The 14,762-nt window shown below is 54.5% G+C and carries 14 protein-coding genes; 3 read left to right on the top strand and 11 right to left on the bottom strand.

Annotated features, from left to right (window positions below):
• Positions 1 to 41 precede the first annotated feature (41 nt).
• The 3 genes from QNH97_RS20535 to QNH97_RS20525 all read right to left on the bottom strand — a co-directional run bounded on the left by QNH97_RS20535 (position 42) and on the right by QNH97_RS20525 (position 3,482).
• Positions 42 to 1,187: a PLP-dependent transferase gene (locus QNH97_RS20535; protein WP_283553660.1), complete on the bottom strand. Its 1,146-nt coding sequence runs from the start codon at positions 1,185 to 1,187 to the stop codon at positions 42 to 44.
• Positions 1,184 to 2,668: an AmmeMemoRadiSam system radical SAM enzyme gene (gene amrS, locus QNH97_RS20530; RefSeq protein WP_283553659.1), complete on the bottom strand. Its 1,485-nt coding sequence runs from the start codon at positions 2,666 to 2,668 to the stop codon at positions 1,184 to 1,186. Before amrS ends, QNH97_RS20535 begins: the two co-directional genes overlap by 4 nt.
• Positions 2,669 to 2,768: 100 nt before the next feature.
• On the bottom strand, positions 2,769 to 3,482 hold the full coding sequence (locus QNH97_RS20525) for a YczE/YyaS/YitT family protein (RefSeq protein ID WP_283553658.1): 714 nt from the start codon (positions 3,480 to 3,482) through the stop codon (positions 2,769 to 2,771).
• A 200-nt stretch (positions 3,483 to 3,682) separates the two neighbouring features.
• On the opposite strand from QNH97_RS20525, the gene QNH97_RS20520 reads away from it, so the two are divergent.
• On the top strand, positions 3,683 to 4,114 hold the full coding sequence (locus QNH97_RS20520) for an Lrp/AsnC family transcriptional regulator (protein WP_283553657.1): 432 nt from the start codon (positions 3,683 to 3,685) through the stop codon (positions 4,112 to 4,114).
• Positions 4,115 to 4,185: 71 nt separating this feature from the next.
• On the opposite strand, the gene QNH97_RS20515 is transcribed toward QNH97_RS20520, so the two are convergent.
• The 6 genes from QNH97_RS20515 to QNH97_RS20490 form a co-directional block, all read right to left on the bottom strand.
• The gene (locus QNH97_RS20515) at positions 4,186 to 5,289 is read right to left on the bottom strand and encodes an MFS transporter (RefSeq protein ID WP_283553656.1); all 1,104 of its coding nucleotides are present in this window, start codon (positions 5,287 to 5,289) and stop codon (positions 4,186 to 4,188) included.
• 88 nt (positions 5,290 to 5,377) lie between these two features.
• Positions 5,378 to 5,980 (bottom strand): DUF1349 domain-containing protein, encoded by a 603-nt coding sequence (locus QNH97_RS20510; protein ID WP_283553655.1) that lies wholly within the window; start codon positions 5,978 to 5,980, stop codon positions 5,378 to 5,380.
• Between the two features lie 5 nt (positions 5,981 to 5,985).
• Positions 5,986 to 6,639, bottom strand: coding sequence for an HAD family hydrolase (locus tag QNH97_RS20505; protein ID WP_283553654.1), 654 nt, complete (start codon positions 6,637 to 6,639; stop codon positions 5,986 to 5,988).
• Positions 6,639 to 7,313, bottom strand: coding sequence for a dihydrofolate reductase family protein (locus QNH97_RS20500; protein WP_283553653.1), 675 nt, complete (start codon positions 7,311 to 7,313; stop codon positions 6,639 to 6,641). The genes QNH97_RS20505 and QNH97_RS20500 overlap by 1 nt, the downstream gene beginning before the upstream one ends.
• Before the next feature lie 30 nt (positions 7,314 to 7,343).
• Positions 7,344 to 8,309 carry a zinc-dependent alcohol dehydrogenase gene (locus tag QNH97_RS20495; protein WP_283553652.1) on the bottom strand — a complete coding sequence of 322 codons (966 nt, stop codon included), beginning with the start codon at positions 8,307 to 8,309 and terminating at the stop codon, positions 7,344 to 7,346.
• A 516-nt stretch (positions 8,310 to 8,825) separates the two neighbouring features.
• Complete coding sequence (locus QNH97_RS20490; RefSeq protein WP_283553651.1) at positions 8,826 to 9,452, bottom strand: alanyl-tRNA editing protein; 627 nt, start codon at positions 9,450 to 9,452, stop codon at positions 8,826 to 8,828.
• Positions 9,453 to 9,543: 91 nt separating this feature from the next.
• On the opposite strand from QNH97_RS20490, the gene QNH97_RS20485 reads away from it, so the two are divergent.
• Entirely contained in the window at positions 9,544 to 10,542 is a 999-nt protein-coding gene (locus QNH97_RS20485) for a LysR family transcriptional regulator (protein ID WP_283553650.1), read from the top strand.
• A 191-nt stretch (positions 10,543 to 10,733) separates the two neighbouring features.
• On the opposite strand, the gene QNH97_RS20480 is transcribed toward QNH97_RS20485, so the two are convergent.
• Positions 10,734 to 11,141 (bottom strand): PA2817 family protein, encoded by a 408-nt coding sequence (locus QNH97_RS20480; RefSeq protein WP_003204309.1) that lies wholly within the window; start codon positions 11,139 to 11,141, stop codon positions 10,734 to 10,736.
• 65 nt (positions 11,142 to 11,206) lie between these two features.
• A complete protein-coding gene (locus QNH97_RS20475; protein ID WP_283553649.1) occupies positions 11,207 to 13,654 on the bottom strand; it encodes an acyl-CoA dehydrogenase in 2,448 nt (815 codons plus the stop codon).
• Positions 13,655 to 14,040: 386 nt separating this feature from the next.
• Here QNH97_RS20475 and QNH97_RS20470 point away from each other — a divergent pair, with 386 nt between their 5' ends.
• Positions 14,041 to 14,664, top strand: coding sequence for a glutathione S-transferase family protein (locus QNH97_RS20470; protein ID WP_283553648.1), 624 nt, complete (start codon positions 14,041 to 14,043; stop codon positions 14,662 to 14,664).
• Positions 14,665 to 14,762: the final 98 nt, after the last annotated feature.

Here is a 14,762-nt window from a genome sequence, read left to right as displayed (position 1 = left end):
CACGAGCCCTTTTAAGGCTCGTGGCTGATGATTAACACCCGTTACGCAGGATTGAGTGAGCTTGTTTGATTGACCTTATTCTCCGTGGCTTCGAATGCTTGCAGCAGGTCGGCTTTAAGATCCTCAAGGTCCTCCAAACCAAAGCACAATCGAACCAAGTCTTTTTCAATGCCCATGTCGGCTTTTTCCTGATCGGTCATTGAGGCATGACTACCACTAAAGGGCTGCGCAACCATCGAAGTAACGCAGGCCATTCCTGTGCCTGTGCCAAACCATTTGAGCGCACCGGTGAATGTTTTGTAGAAGGCAACCAAGTCGGGCCGGATATCAACGAACACGATGCCGCCATAGCCGGTCAATTGTTTGCCATCGACCCGCGGATAATAAACTTTCTCAATAAAAGGCAGTTCTCGCAGGTAGTTGAGCATGCTGGACGTGGTACGGCTGTGTTTCTCCATTCGCAGGTTGAACGTCTGCATGCTTCGACGAAGCAACCATGCGCTATTGGGGGTTAATATCGAGCCGGAATAAAAGCGCCCTTCGAGGAGACGGTTATAGATCATCTCATTGTTGACAAGCACCAAGCCGCCCATGACATCGCTGTGCCCGGAGAAGTATTTCGTTGCACTGTACAGTGAAATGTCGGCGCCAAAGTTCAGCGGCTTTTGATAAATCGGGGTGGCCCAGGTGTTATCAACGACCACCAAGGCCTGTGGATTGTTTTTCTTAACGGCCTTGCTGACCGCATGAATATCGATGTCTTTCAGGAAAGGATTGGTCGGTGTTTCAAAAATGACCATGTCCACGTTCGCTGGCAAAGCTTTCAAGCCATTTTCTGTGGTGAGGTCCAGGATCGTCAGCTGCGCACCGATACGCGCCGCATACCTCTGAAACAACTTATAGGAACAGCCATAGATGAATGTGTTGATCACCAGCGAGCCACCCGGTTTCAACAGCTCCAGAACCATGTAAATGGCGCTCATCCCAGTGCTGTAGGCCAAGGCGTATTCGCTGCCTTCCAGAGCCGCGACAACCTGTTCCAACTCGGTCACATTGGGATTGGCCTTCCTTGAGTAGAAGAACGCCGAGTCCGCACTGAAAGCACTGCACTGATAAATAGGTGTTACGGAGGGGTGAGCCTCTCGATCATCCACCTTGATATGAAGTATTTCAGTAGACACATTCATGACTGGCTGACCATTTTGATGACCTGCTCATACATGTTCTGCTTGCCCTCATAACCAATGGTCGGGGTAATGTCATTCTGTGAGATACCAATCTCTTCAATCGACTCGGTTGGGAAGTGAGCCCTGTCGAATACTTCATGAAGGTTAGAGTTCACCCCCTTGGGAAGCCAGACCTCAGGGCCTGATTCATCGATGCGTGCCTTGGCGATAATGAATCGATAGCTTTCATGGGCTCGCAGTGTCAGCGATTTCCAATCGCTGTTGTGCCCGTCGGTATAATTACGCCGCAGGTACACAGTCTGTTCGAAGTCTTCGGTATTCAGCACTTGGGCGTGCAGCGATACGATATCCCCGTGCCACTCGAATTTTCGCTTCTCGTAATCAGTCAAAGCCTCCTCACGCAGCTCAACAACTGTGTTCGCTTCGGGTTCGCCCAGCAATTTGAAATGCGCATCATGCCCGCACTGAGAGCAGCAACCTTTGCTGTCCAGTCCGATGATTTCAGCGTTCAAGCCGTAGCGAGTGACGAGCAGGGCGTTACAGTTATTGCAGCTGGTATTGGTGCCCTCGACATCATTCACGTTACCCAAGTAGACGTGCTCGACGCCCATGCTCCTAGCGACATCCCGAGCCTTCAGGAGTCGGTCCACAGGGGTGCGGATGCTGTTACTCATTTTGTAATCGGGGTGAAACCTTACGAAGTGCAGGGGTACATTCGGACCCAGTTCATCCAGTACCCACTGGCTGATTTTCCTGGCGGTGTCCTCATCGTCACTGATGTCGGTCACCATCAAGGTACTGACTTCAACGTATTTGCCGGCGTCGTAGACCTTCTTGATGCCGGCCAGGACTGGCTCTACCCAGCCGGTTGTGACTTTTCGGTAGTATTCGGGAGAGATGGATTTGAGTGAAATCGAGAAAATGTCGATGACCGGCAATAATTCATCAATGGCTTCTTCACTGATAAAAAAGGCTGATTTATAGAGGTTGATCAAGCCCGCTTCCTTGGCCAGCTTTGCTGTGTCAAGGATGAACTCATGCCAGACCACCGGATCGTTATATGTCCAGGAAATGACGCGTATTCCGTGCTTGAGCGCAGTTTCCACAACCTGCTCGGGGGTATAGTAGTAAACGTCTTTGTCGGTTACATACTTGGCCTGCGAGGTCTTCCAGTTGTGGCAATAGCCGCAGTTGAGCATGCAGCCAATGTTGCCCAGGGAGAGGATTCGTTCGCCGGGCGCAAAGTGGAAGACCGCCTCGGTTTCAATCGTCTCTTCGGTGCTGTGAACACCTTTCCCGTAGTTTAACGTAACGAGTCGGCCCCCCCGGTTTCCGCGCACTTTGCAAAAGCCTACCTTGCCCTCCTGTATGACACAATTTCGCGGGGAAAGATGGCACTTTACGACGCCCCCGGGGAGTATTTCTTCCAATTTTGCCGGGGTGCTTTCCAGGGTCCAGTTTTTATTTTTTGTAGTGTCCATCTCTCACTCCTCATCACGGAAGTTGCTATCAGTATTCATCGGTTAAAAAATCGAGGCGAAACAATCCCGCCGCCAAAAGGTGGCGGTCACTCTGTTGTTATTAGTAAGCAGACGAAGCGCGGATCAATCCGTAATTCTTGAGTGATAAGCGCCTGGTGTTCATCATCATAAAGGGTTGGATAAGAGGACCGATCACCAACAAGAATGCAATCGTTCCTACGCCGAAGGGACCGCCTAAAAGCCAGCCGGTCGAAAAGATACCGATTTCAATGATCATTTTGGCTTTAGTGAATGACCAGCCCCATTTGGATACCATGGTCAGTACCACCAGGTCCATGATTCTAATACCAATGCCGCTCATGATGATCAATGCAGATGAGTAGGCACATAACATCAGCCCCGTCGCCAATAAGGCGTACTCATTCATTCTGACGGTCAAATACTCTCCGAGCCCCAGTATCGACCAGAGATCAATCAGCAGGCCTGTCAGCGTTGTGGTAATAAATGGACTGATCGGAGGGGGTTTTTTGTTCCAGAGCATCCACCATATTAGAAAAAACAGCGACACGATAGCTGAACACACGCCCATTCCGAGCATAACTATTTTATCTATCGAGATGATCAGAACGTCTAGGGGATCGGTTCCCAGTTGACTGATGATGAAGCACTTGGCGCCCACCGAGAAGAAGCAGACGCCCATCAGGTACATCAGAATCTGATCCCTCTTGAAGCGACGAAGATCTAGGACTTGCGTTCCAATATACTGGGTGAATAAGTAAGACTTTTTCCCACACTTTATTTTTTCATCTTCCATGCGAACACCATCCCTGGAGAGAAATATTTTATTATGCAGTGCGACATGCTAAAGAGGAGGGCTATTGATTGCCCGGATTCTTTTTAGGCTTTTCAGGCAAGAAATAGACTAGCACTCTGCTTTATTTTGGTGCATGCTTTTTTTAATGAAAAACGCGAGCTTTTCATTAAAATTTATACTTTTTACCGGGGGAGACGCACATGGATCGTATAGACGTAAAAATCCTGGGAAAGGTACAGGACTGTGGCCGTATTTCGATCACCGAGCTTTCCAAACACGCGGGTCTTTCTATTCCTGCCACTACGGACAGGTTACGAAAGCTGGAAGACGCTGGGGTGATCAAGGGTTATAGCGCTCAGTTAGATCCAACCAAACTGGGGTACGGCATATCTGCCGTCGTCGGCATCACCACCCTCAAGCCGGCGAAATCCAAACTAATAGCGACGCTCACCGACATTCCTGAAGTCGTTGAGTGCTTGCACATCACGGGTAACGACTCCTATCTGATCAGGATCTATGCCAAATCGATGGCAGAGATCGAAAATATCATTGCGAACATCAACGCATATGGAGAGACGCGTACCAGCATTGTCCTGTCAGTCCCTATCGAGAGAAGAAAGCTCGCTCCATGACCCTGAGCGGGTGTCCGGCTGGGGCGGGAGCGGTCGATCTGCGAGGTCGCTCCCCGGCCATTGGCACCCGTCTAACGCCGGAGAACATCTGACATCCATACGAGTAACAGCATCATGGCTGCGTGGCAAAGCGTGACCGCCAATAGACCGATGTGCAAATCCGAATGTGCTGAAATAATCCCCACAAGCCATGGAATCAGGCTGCACCCGGCGTTACCGGAGGCTGTCAGTACAGAGAACATGGTTGCTCCACCTTGAGGGTACGCATCTGCAGTAATGGCAAGCATCGTTGGCCATAGGCAACTGCCTGAGAACCCTGCGGCAATGGCCGCGGTTAGTGCTATTGCGGGGCTGGGTGCAAAGCTGATCACGAAAAACAGGACGACAGTAACGGCACAGCAGCCTAGCATCAGTGAAACGGCGGGTATCCGTTCTTGCAGCAGGGCGGCGGCAATGCGCCCGAGTGCCATGCCAACTGAAAAACCGGCGAGAGCAAAGCCACCCACTTCTTTCGAATAGCCCAGTCCTTGTTCAGCAAAGGCGGGTAACCATTGGGAAAGACCCGTTTCCGTTGCCCCACCTAGAAAGATAGCAATCATGCAGGCAATGAAATAAGGCTGCCGGATAAGCGTGGGCATGGATTCGCGCTGCACGTGGTCTTGTATCAGGGACGGTACGTTTAATCGCATAAACAATAGAAAGGTTGCCAGTGGGGCAATGATCAACCCCAGGGCAACCAGGCGCCAGGAAATATCCCACTTCAATGCGATGCTTGCGATCAGCACGGCACTGACAGCGCCGATGCAGAAATACGCATGCAGCCAGTTCATGGCGGCGCTTCGGCGTTCGGGTTGCAGGGCTGCGACAATCGGGCTGAGGATCATATCCAGCACACCCGCACCGAACCCCATTACGACAACAGCGAATAGCAGGAAGGCATAGGAGGGGGCAAAGGCCACAAAACCCAAACCTGATGAGGTGGTCATCAGTCCAAAGAGAATAATCCGCTTGGCGTTCCCTCTGTCTGCCAGTGGCCCAGTGATCAAAATGGCCACTATAAAACTGAGGAACATGACGGCGGGAATTCGCCCCAGTTGCTCCGTTGTCAGCCCTGACGAGGGGCCAAAGGCATCACTGAATGTTGTCAGGTATACCGGTAGAAAGTTGAGCGCCATGGCCAAACACATCATGGCTGCATAACAAGCGTAAAGTGCGGGGCGATTAGAGTCGGGCGGACACAGCATGATGTAGAAAACTCTGGAATTAGAAACGAGGGGAACCGTGCTCTTGCCAACAGCATTCAGTCCATTCGATCTGTGAGAAGTGTGCGGCGAAAGACGAATCGCCCGGGCTGCTGGCAAAGAAGCCGAATTGAACAAGTTCTTCTGCATGAAACATGTGAAACATACGCATCATGCAGAAATGTATCCCGTCAACCGAATTTTCAAGAAGGAAGTCGCTGCCTCTTCGGCTCAGTCGGTAATGCATGGTCTGTGTAACCCGGTCGAAATTAACCATCGACCAGTCTGAAAAACCATTGTTGGTCACGACAGAGAACAGTTGTTGGAAACCATTGCTCTGATACTCGATGCCGCTTTTCATCCAGTTGTTTTTATCTTGATAGATAAACAGCCCGCATTGGTCGAAGTAGGTTTTTGAAGAAAAAGACACTTTGGCCTTCAATGTCCAATATTGCTCCTTGCTTGCAGCCACAATGGCCGGCGCATTGTCATACTCCAGACCATAATAGGTGCCTCGCCAGAAATCAGTGTCGGGCGTGGTGTGGATGATTATTTCGCGTTCGCTGATGGACGAACGCTCGGGTACATTAATCCAGGTCCAGTCTGAACTACTCAGTTTTTTCATGTTTTTTATTGCTCGAAAAACCAGTGGTTTATTTCACTGTGATGGTGAACGCATAAGTCCGCCGCGCTCAGGTTCTGCTGCCCTGAGTTGGGGTTGAGCAGGCCAACACAAAACATACTGGCGGCTTTTGCCGCCGCCACGCCATGAGAAGAATCTTCAATCACCACACAAGACGAAGGGGACACACCCAGGCGCTTGGCGGCCATGAGAAAAATCTCGGGATCTGGCTTGCTGCGCTTAACGTCATCGCCACAGACTATTTCGTTGAAGAAAAGTTGTAGCCCCGCGTGACGCAAAATAAGCTCAACGAGTTCTCGAGGTGAAGAGGAGGCGACTGCACAGGGTATGCCTGCTTTCTTTAATGCGATGAGAAGTTGTGTCACGCCGGGCATGGCGGGGAGGGGGGCTGAATGCAGTGTCTCCAGCAACTGCCGGTGATGTTCCGCCATAAGGCAGTCTAGAGCGTCTGCAAGCCCGTACTCGGTCTTGATAACGCTCCACATATACCGCTGCGTGGTGCCTACAAAACGTGACAGCTCTGTTTCATTCAGCGTCACGCCATAGCGTGCATAAGAACGTCTTTCCTCTTTCATATAGACGGGTTCACTGTCGACCAGAACGCCATCCATATCAAAAATAAACCCTTGAATCACCCGCATCAATGCACGCGCTGCTGTTTAGGGTCGCGCTTGAAATGCAGGAAGTTATAGTGCGAACGTGCTTCAAATTCATGCAGTTTGAATGATTTGGTCATTCTAATATCTTGAAAGCCTTCGCCATCTATTAGGGTAGTGGTGTCGGAGCCACCAATAATGATAGGTAATTGCATGAGCATGATTTCGTCGACTAAATCAAGGTTGAATACCTGCCAGTTCAGTTGGCCTCCACCTTCAACCATGATGTGATTGATTCCGCGGGCTTCCAGCATCGGGAAGAGTTGTTTGAAGTCCACGCGTGCGGTGCCTGCAAACAGCACCTCTTTACCATGGGCGCGGATTTGCTCGATCATTTCGTGGTCACGAGCCTGTTCTGTGGTGGCGATGATGGTTCGCTCGGGAGAGCTCAGGATTTTTGCGGACGCTGGAAAATTCAGCGATGTCGTTGGAATGATACGAACAGGGTTGCGTCCGGCTCCATATCGATTATTCAATTGAGGATCGTCTGTCGTAATCGTGTTGCGACCAACCATGATGGCATCGACTTCACCGCGGAATTTATGGATAAAACGCATGTCCTCATCGTCGAAATGCTGGAAAAGCGGTTTGCTGGATGCTTCATTGCCGAGCGTCAGTTTGCCGTCAATGGAAATCTGACTGAATACAGTAACTTTCATGGAAGAGTCCACTTGGAGTGCTGGTGATATTTAGCGTGACAGGTGCTTGGGATTGGGCGTGAAAACGCTTTTTACTGTGGGCGCGGAAGGATCGTTCAACAAACTATCGAAGACTGCTGAATACGCTTCAAGGGGGTAACGATGGGTGACCAGTTTTCCAAGGTCAGGGAGCTTATGAGCAATGCGCAACGCCTGTGGAAAGTGCTGGTTGTACTCTCCCGCTGCAATGATGCTGATGGCATTGACTAGAAAATGCTTTACCGGGAGCGAGTATTTATAGTTTCCGTTAAATCCGAACAGGACGATCCTACCGCCTCGGCCAACAACACTGGCAGCTGCTTCCAGCTGATGACCCACGGTATCGATGACAACATCAAATTTTTCGAGGGGCTGCCCAGGCTGTTCAAGTTCTTCAGGGCGCACAATATCCAAGCCCAGGGATCGGCCGAATTTAATTCGAAAGGTATTCAAATCGGTAGCACGTGTATATACACCCATGGCGCGCAAAAGCAGTTGCGCGACCAGGCTCATCGGGCCCGACCCGAGAAGCAGTACCCGCTCTCCCGCTTTAATGGAGGCTTGTTCGATGTTGTTTAAAATGCACGCTACGGGTTCAATCAAGACGGCTGTTTCCCAGCTCATATCGTCTGGGATGCAGTGTACAAAGCACTCGCGCGTCATAAAGCGCTCTGCAAAAGTACCGTGCTTGTTGACACCGGCGATGTTCAGACCCGCATTTGAATCACCGCTACATAGATGGGTTTTAGCTGATTTACAGTGTTCACAGTTACCGCAATATTCGTTGGGGTCTACAACCACACGCATACCTTTACGCGTGCGTGTGACACCGGCCCCTACATTGACAACGACGCCGACCGCTTCATGACCACGAACGATTCCCACTTGTCCTTCTTCACGCCCTGACAACACCGCCAGATCTGTCCCGCAAATACCGGATAGTACGATTTCTATTTCTATACCGTCGGCAGGTAGCACGTTGGGCTCGTCGTGACTCACCAAGCTCAACTCTCGCGCGCTCACTAAACTGATTGCCTTCATATACCCATCAGCGCTCTATTAAAATTTTGATGGGGTCTGCCAACGAGAACTCCCGCTCCTGCTGTTTCTGGAGCGGTACACGGACGTGAAGCCCATTTCATCCACCTGGAAACCCTGGCTGGCATTATGCAAGGGTGACGAAGTTTGCTTCAGTCGAAAAAGAATTACGGATAACGACATGATGATTCATGTTGTTTCTGCTTGGCACTCGGATGTAGTAAACATGGGCTGTACAGTGCTTTTTACTAGACTGGCAGTGGGCGGATATTATTATTTAGATACAAGTAGCGATGGGCAATGAGCAACCTCGAAGATCACATAGGGCTCGTGTGGATAGGCCCGGCGAGTTTCGAAAGCTGCTCAAGGTATTCGACGCCAAGAATCAGGGAGCAGATTCGTCTGAGTCGGGTAGGCGTGGGAGCCGCGGTTCAAGCCCGTAGGCTAGGGCGAGTATCAGTCCACGTGGTAGTGAACCGACAAGGTGCCTTTCTTCTGTGAAAGTGAGGCAATGGTGACTGCTCCCAGTTCCTGCAGGCGCCGCACGTGAGTGCCGCCGCAGCCATAGGCGGCCAGCTCACCGAAACCGACTTCTCGCGTACCTTCGCGCAATGCGATCAGGCGAGGCAGATCCTCGGCAATCCATCTATCGATGCCTTGCTGGATGATTGATCTGTCCAGTTCCTGAGGATTTTCCCCTGGCTGGAACTGCACGCGGCTTTCGCCTGGCCAGTGATGAGCCTTGATTGGCGTCCACCCACGGGTTTCGGCGAAATGGCCGATCAGGTGCCCGGCCGAGTGCAGGCGAGAATTCAATCGTCTCCGTTGCTCATCCACACGGATCGAGGTCATGCCCAGGGCCACAGGGTTGTCGACGTAATGAATGACCTCTGATCCGTCCTGGACAACGCGCAGGACCTGGCTTTCACCGATCCATCCGGTGTCGTAGGGCTGACCACCGCCCTGAGGATGGAACAGCGTGTCACGCAGGACCACGGCAAATTCATTTTCCCTGGGGCTGCAATCCAGGACTTCCACATTGGCCTGGAGATCATCGCTATGGAAAAAGAGGCGGAGGGTCACATTCCATGTCCTTATAAGAATTTTGTGTCGGAATTATAGAGTGTGCTGAAATTGGTGATAATCCGTTCAAATTTCAAAGGACTGTTGCGCCATGAGCACAAATCTACCGCTTCCGCTGCTCGCCGAAATGGCCATTTTCGTCAAGGTCGTAGAAACCGGCAGCTTCTCCGAAGCGGCCCGCCAGTCAGGCTCGTCGCCATCGGCTGTGAGCCGCAGCATTTCTCGCCTGGAGAAAGCCCTGGCGACCCGATTGTTGCAACGCACCACTCGTAAGTTGCGCTTGAGCGATGGCGGGGAAGAGGTGTTCAAACGTTGCCAGGAAATGGTCGCTGCTGCCCGATCAGTGATGGAGATCAGTGGCCAATTCACTCAGCAAGCCGAGGGGCTGATTCGGGTCAGCGTGCCCAAGGCGGTGGGGCGCTTCGTGGTCCATCCCCATATGCCGGAATTCTTGCGCCGTTACCCCAAGATCGATGTGGAGTTGCTTCTGGAGGATCGGCAGGTCGACCTGATCGACGATCACGTCGACCTTGCCATCCGGATCACCGACCAACCGCCGGCCGGGTTGGTGGGGCGCCAGTTGTTGACTGTCGATCACCTGCTCTGCGCCACGCCGCAATACTTGGCTGAACGCGGCGTTCCCAAGCATCCCCACGATTTGCTGGAGCACAGCTGCATCTATCTTGGGGAAACCCCAAACGATGCTCGCTGGAAATTCAAGAAAGGCACCAAGTCCGTCACCGTCGGTGTGCGCGGACGCTATGCGGCCAATCACACGGGCGTACGGCTGGGGGCGGTTTTACAGCACATCGGCATTGGTAGCTTGCCGTACTTCACGGCCCGTTATGCGCTGGAGCAGGGGTTGATCGTGCAGGTGTTGGCCGACTGGACGTTTCTGGCTTCCTACCATGGCGGGTTGTGGCTGCTGCACTCACCGACGCGTTACCTGCCACCGAAATTGCGGGTGTTCATTGACTATCTGGTGGAGTGCCTGGAGAAGGAGCCGACCTTGCACACGGTGGGCGGGGAGAGTCGTACCCGTAAGGACGCGGCGCACTATGAGCTGCCAGAGAGTGATGGGTTGTTTTGACGGGCCTCATCGCGAGCAAGCTCGCTCTCACACTGGGTCGACGGTGAACACACATTCTGTATCCACAGCAGTTTCCCTGTGGGAGCGAGCTTGCTCGCGATGAGGCCCGTCCAGGCAGCGCCCTTGGGCAACGGCAGTAAAAAAAGGCCCGCAGGGCTAACCGTGCGGGCCTTTTGCCTGATTGATCACAATCAGTGCTTGCTGTCCTGATCCGACATCGCCAGCAATTGTTTTTCCTGGTTCCAGTCGAAGGGCTCGTCGTTTTGTTCGGCCTCGAAACGACGTTCTTCCAAGGCTTGGTACAGGGCGATTTCTTCGTCGGGCATGTAGTGCAGGCAGTCCCCGGCGAAGTACCAGAGCAGGTCGCGCGGCACCAGGTGGGCGATCTGTGGGTAACGGACAATCACCTGGCACAAGAGATCCTGACCCAGGTATTGGCTTTCGATTGGGTCAACGGGCAATTGCGCGCGCAACTCGTCGAAGCGCTCCAGAAACAGGGCATGGCTTTCTTCGGGAACCTGTTCGGCCTCACCCACGGCGACCAGGATGCTGCGCAAGTGGTCAAGCAAGACAAGGTGATCGGCAACGACATTGGACACGAGATAAGTCCTCAAGAGCAAAACGGGCGCAGGAGTATAAAGCCCCTGCGCCTGCTTTTACAGGATCAGCGGACTTTAGCCTCGGCGAGCGTCAATTCGTCTTTATCGAAATCATCCACGTCGATGACCTTGCGTCGCGCTGCTTCGGCCGCATGCAGGGTCTGGGCTTCGCCAGCCTGCAGCACACCGGCGTCGAGCGCTGCGTCGATGAGGTGTTCACCAGGGGCCGGGTTGAGTTGGCCTTGCTTGAGCGCGCCGTGCAGTTTTTTATGCAGCGGATGGGCGGCGGCCAGCAGGTCGCAGGCGTGTTGCAGGGCGCCCACCGGATCGTCGGCCGATTGCGGTCGATAGCAGCCTTGCAGCAACTCTTCGAGGGTGGGATCGCCCTTGGCCCGGCCGATCACGGCGGCGACTTCTGCGTCGAGCCTGTCGTTCGGGCCTTTGTGGCGGCGGCCGAAAGGGAACACCACCAAGCGCAACAGGCAACCCAGTACCCGGTTCGGGAAGTTACGCAGCAGTTCGTCCAGTGCACGCTCCGACTGGCCCAGGCTTTCTTCCATGGCCCAGGTGAATAGCGGCGCCATGTGATCCGGCGAGTCGAGGTCGTGGTAACGCTTGAGCGCTGCGCTGGACAGATACAGATTGGACAATACATCGCCCAGGCGTGCCGACAGGCGCTCGCGACGCTTGAGCTCGCCCCCCAGTAGCATCATGCTCAGGTCCGCCAGCAGGGCGAACGCCGCTGCCTGCCGGTTGAGGGCGCGGAAATAACCCTGGCTCAAGGCATTTCCCGGCGCTTTTTCAAAGTGCCCCAGGCCCAGGTTCAGCACCAAGGTGCTGGCGGCATTGCTGACAGCGAAACCAATGTGCTTGAGTAACAACCCATCGAACTCGATCAGCGCCTGGTCTTTGTCTTCACGGGTTGCCAGGGCCATTTCCTTGAGCACGAACGGATGGCAGCGGATCGCGCCCTGGCCGAAGATCATCAGGTTGCGCGACAGAATATTCGCGCCTTCAACGGTGATGAAGATCGGTGCACCTTGCCAGCTGCGCCCCAGGTAATTGTTCGGGCCCATGATGATGCCCTTGCCGCCGTGCACGTCCATGGCATGGCTGATGCACTCGCGGCCACGTTCGGTCAGGTGGTATTTGAGGATCGCCGACAGGACCGAAGGTTTTTCCCCCAGGTCCACCGCGTTGGCGGTCAACATGCGAGCGGCATCCATCATCCAGGCATTGCCGCCGATACGCGCCATGGCTTCCTGGATGCCCTCGAAGGCCGACAACGGCACGTTGAATTGCTCGCGCACCTGGGTGTACTGGCCGGTCACCAGGCTGGTGAACTTCGCCGCACCGGTGCCGACTGCCGGCAGGGAAATCGAGCGTCCGACCGACAGGCAGTTCATCAACATCATCCAGCCCTTGCCGAGCATCGCCTGTCCGCCGATGAGGAAGTCCAGCGGGATGAACACGTCCTTGCCCCAGTTCGGTCCGTTCATGAACGCGGCGCCGAGGGGCAGGTGGCGACGCCCGATATTGACGCCTGGGGTATCGGTGGGAATCAAGGCGAGGCTGATGCCCAGGTCTTCTTCATCGCCCAGCAGATGGTCGGGGTCATAAGCCTTGAAGGCCAGGCCGAGGAGGGTGGCTACCGGGCCAAGGGTGATGTAGCGCTTTTCCCAGTTCAGGCGCAGGCCGAGGGTTTCCTGGCCTTCCCATTCACCCTTGCAGATGATGCCCGTGTCGGGCATTGCTCCGGCGTCGGAGCCGGCCAGCGGCCCGGTCAGGGCGAAGCAGGGAATATCGTCGCCACGGGCCAGGCGCGGCAGGTAATGGTCGCGTTGTTCGTCAGTGCCGTAATGCAGCAACAATTCCGCCGGGCCGAGGGAGTTGGGGACCATTACGGTGGATGCCAGGTCGCCACTGCGAGTGGCCAGTTTCATCGCCACCTGGGAGTGGGCGTAGGCGGAAAAACCTTTACCGCCGTATTCCTTAGGAATGATCAGCGCGAAGAAGCCATGCTCCTTGATGTGGGCCCACGCTTCGGCGGGCAGGTCCATGGCCTGGCCGATCTGCCAGTCACTGACCATGGCGCAGAGCGCTTCGGTGGGACCGTCGAGGAAAGCCTGCTCCTCCTCGGTCAGTTGTATTTTGGGGTAGGCCAGCAGCATGTCCCAGTCCGGGCGTCCGCTGAACAGTTCTCCATCCCACCAGACTGTGCCCGCGTCGATAGCGTCGCGTTCGGTTTGGGACATGGGCGGCAGGGTTTTCTGGAACCAGTCGAACATCGGCGCACTGAAATACTTGCGGCGCAGGTCTGGCAGCAGCAGGGGCGCCGCGACAGCAGCGAGCATCACCCAGAGGATCAGCATCAGCCAGCCGGGGGCGTGGCTGAAAATGCCCATGGCCAGCAGGTAGACCGCGACGATACCCAGCGCGGGCAGCGGGGCAGTGCGCCGATGCGCCAACCAGGCTATCCCGACGACCAGAACCAGTATCCACAACAACAGCATATGTAATCCTCCGTGAACCAGGGCAAAACCGACCCTCAGAGCTTAGACGGCATCTGCAAAACCGGCGGTCAGCGCGATGTGATTGATTTCGTGGGAAACCCGGGATGCATTGCGCCAGTCTGGTTGGCAACAGCCGTGGGAAATCGTTCGTTAACAAAGTGAGAAAACGCCGTTGTTTGGCGCAAATGCCGTTATTGCCGGGCCAGTGCTGTGGATAGGCTCAGCAATTTGCGAACCGATGTCCTGTGGCGAGGGAGCTTGCTCCCGCTCGGTTGCGCAGCAACCGCATAAAGCCGGGGCCGCTGCGCAGCCCAGCGGGAGCAAGCTCCCTCGCCACACTGATCCGGCGTATGCTGCTGCGGCATTTATCCATCGAGGAAGCCGTGATGCTGAAGATCTGGGGCCGGAAAAATTCTTCCAACGTGCGCAAGGCGCTGTGGTGCGCCGAGGAGCTGGGGCTGGCCTATGAGGCCATCGACGCCGGTGGGGCATTCGGCGTGGTGGATACCCCCGAATACCGTGCAAAAAACCCCAACGGCCGCGTGCCAATGATCGAAGACGACGGTTTCGTGCTCTGGGAGTCCAACACCATCGTGCGTTACCTGGCCGCCCGCCATGCGTCGGGTTCATCGTGGTATCCCGCTGACCTACAGGCACGGGCCAAGGCTGAAAAATGGATGGACTGGACCACGTCCAGTTTTGCCGGACCGTTTCGCACCGTGTTCTGGGGTGTCTTGCGTACCCCGGCCGAGCAGCAGGACTGGGTGGCCATCCAGGCGGCGATCCAGGAGTGTAACGACTTGCTGGCGATGGTGGAGCAGACGTTGAGCGAACAGCCCTATCTCTCGGGTGATGAAATCGGCATGGGCGATATTCCCCTGGGCAGTTTCATTTATGCCTGGTTAGAGATGCCCATCGAGCGGGCTGCATTGCCTCACGTGCAGGCTTGGTACACCCGGTTGCAACAGCGTCCGGCTTACCGTAAGGCCGTCATGACAGCGTTGACTTAATACTTACTATCGACACTCGTGACTGTACTTGTGCGGCGACGCCACGCACCATTGCCTTCGTGCGCCGTGGTTGCATTACGCGTCGCCCGCCCTTATTT

Source organism: Pseudomonas sp. G2-4, from assembly GCF_030064125.1.
Classification (GTDB): Bacteria; Pseudomonadota; Gammaproteobacteria; order Pseudomonadales; family Pseudomonadaceae; genus Aquipseudomonas.
The sequence above is the reverse complement of the archived record's forward strand: the minus strand, read 5'-3'. Positions and strand labels throughout refer to the sequence as shown.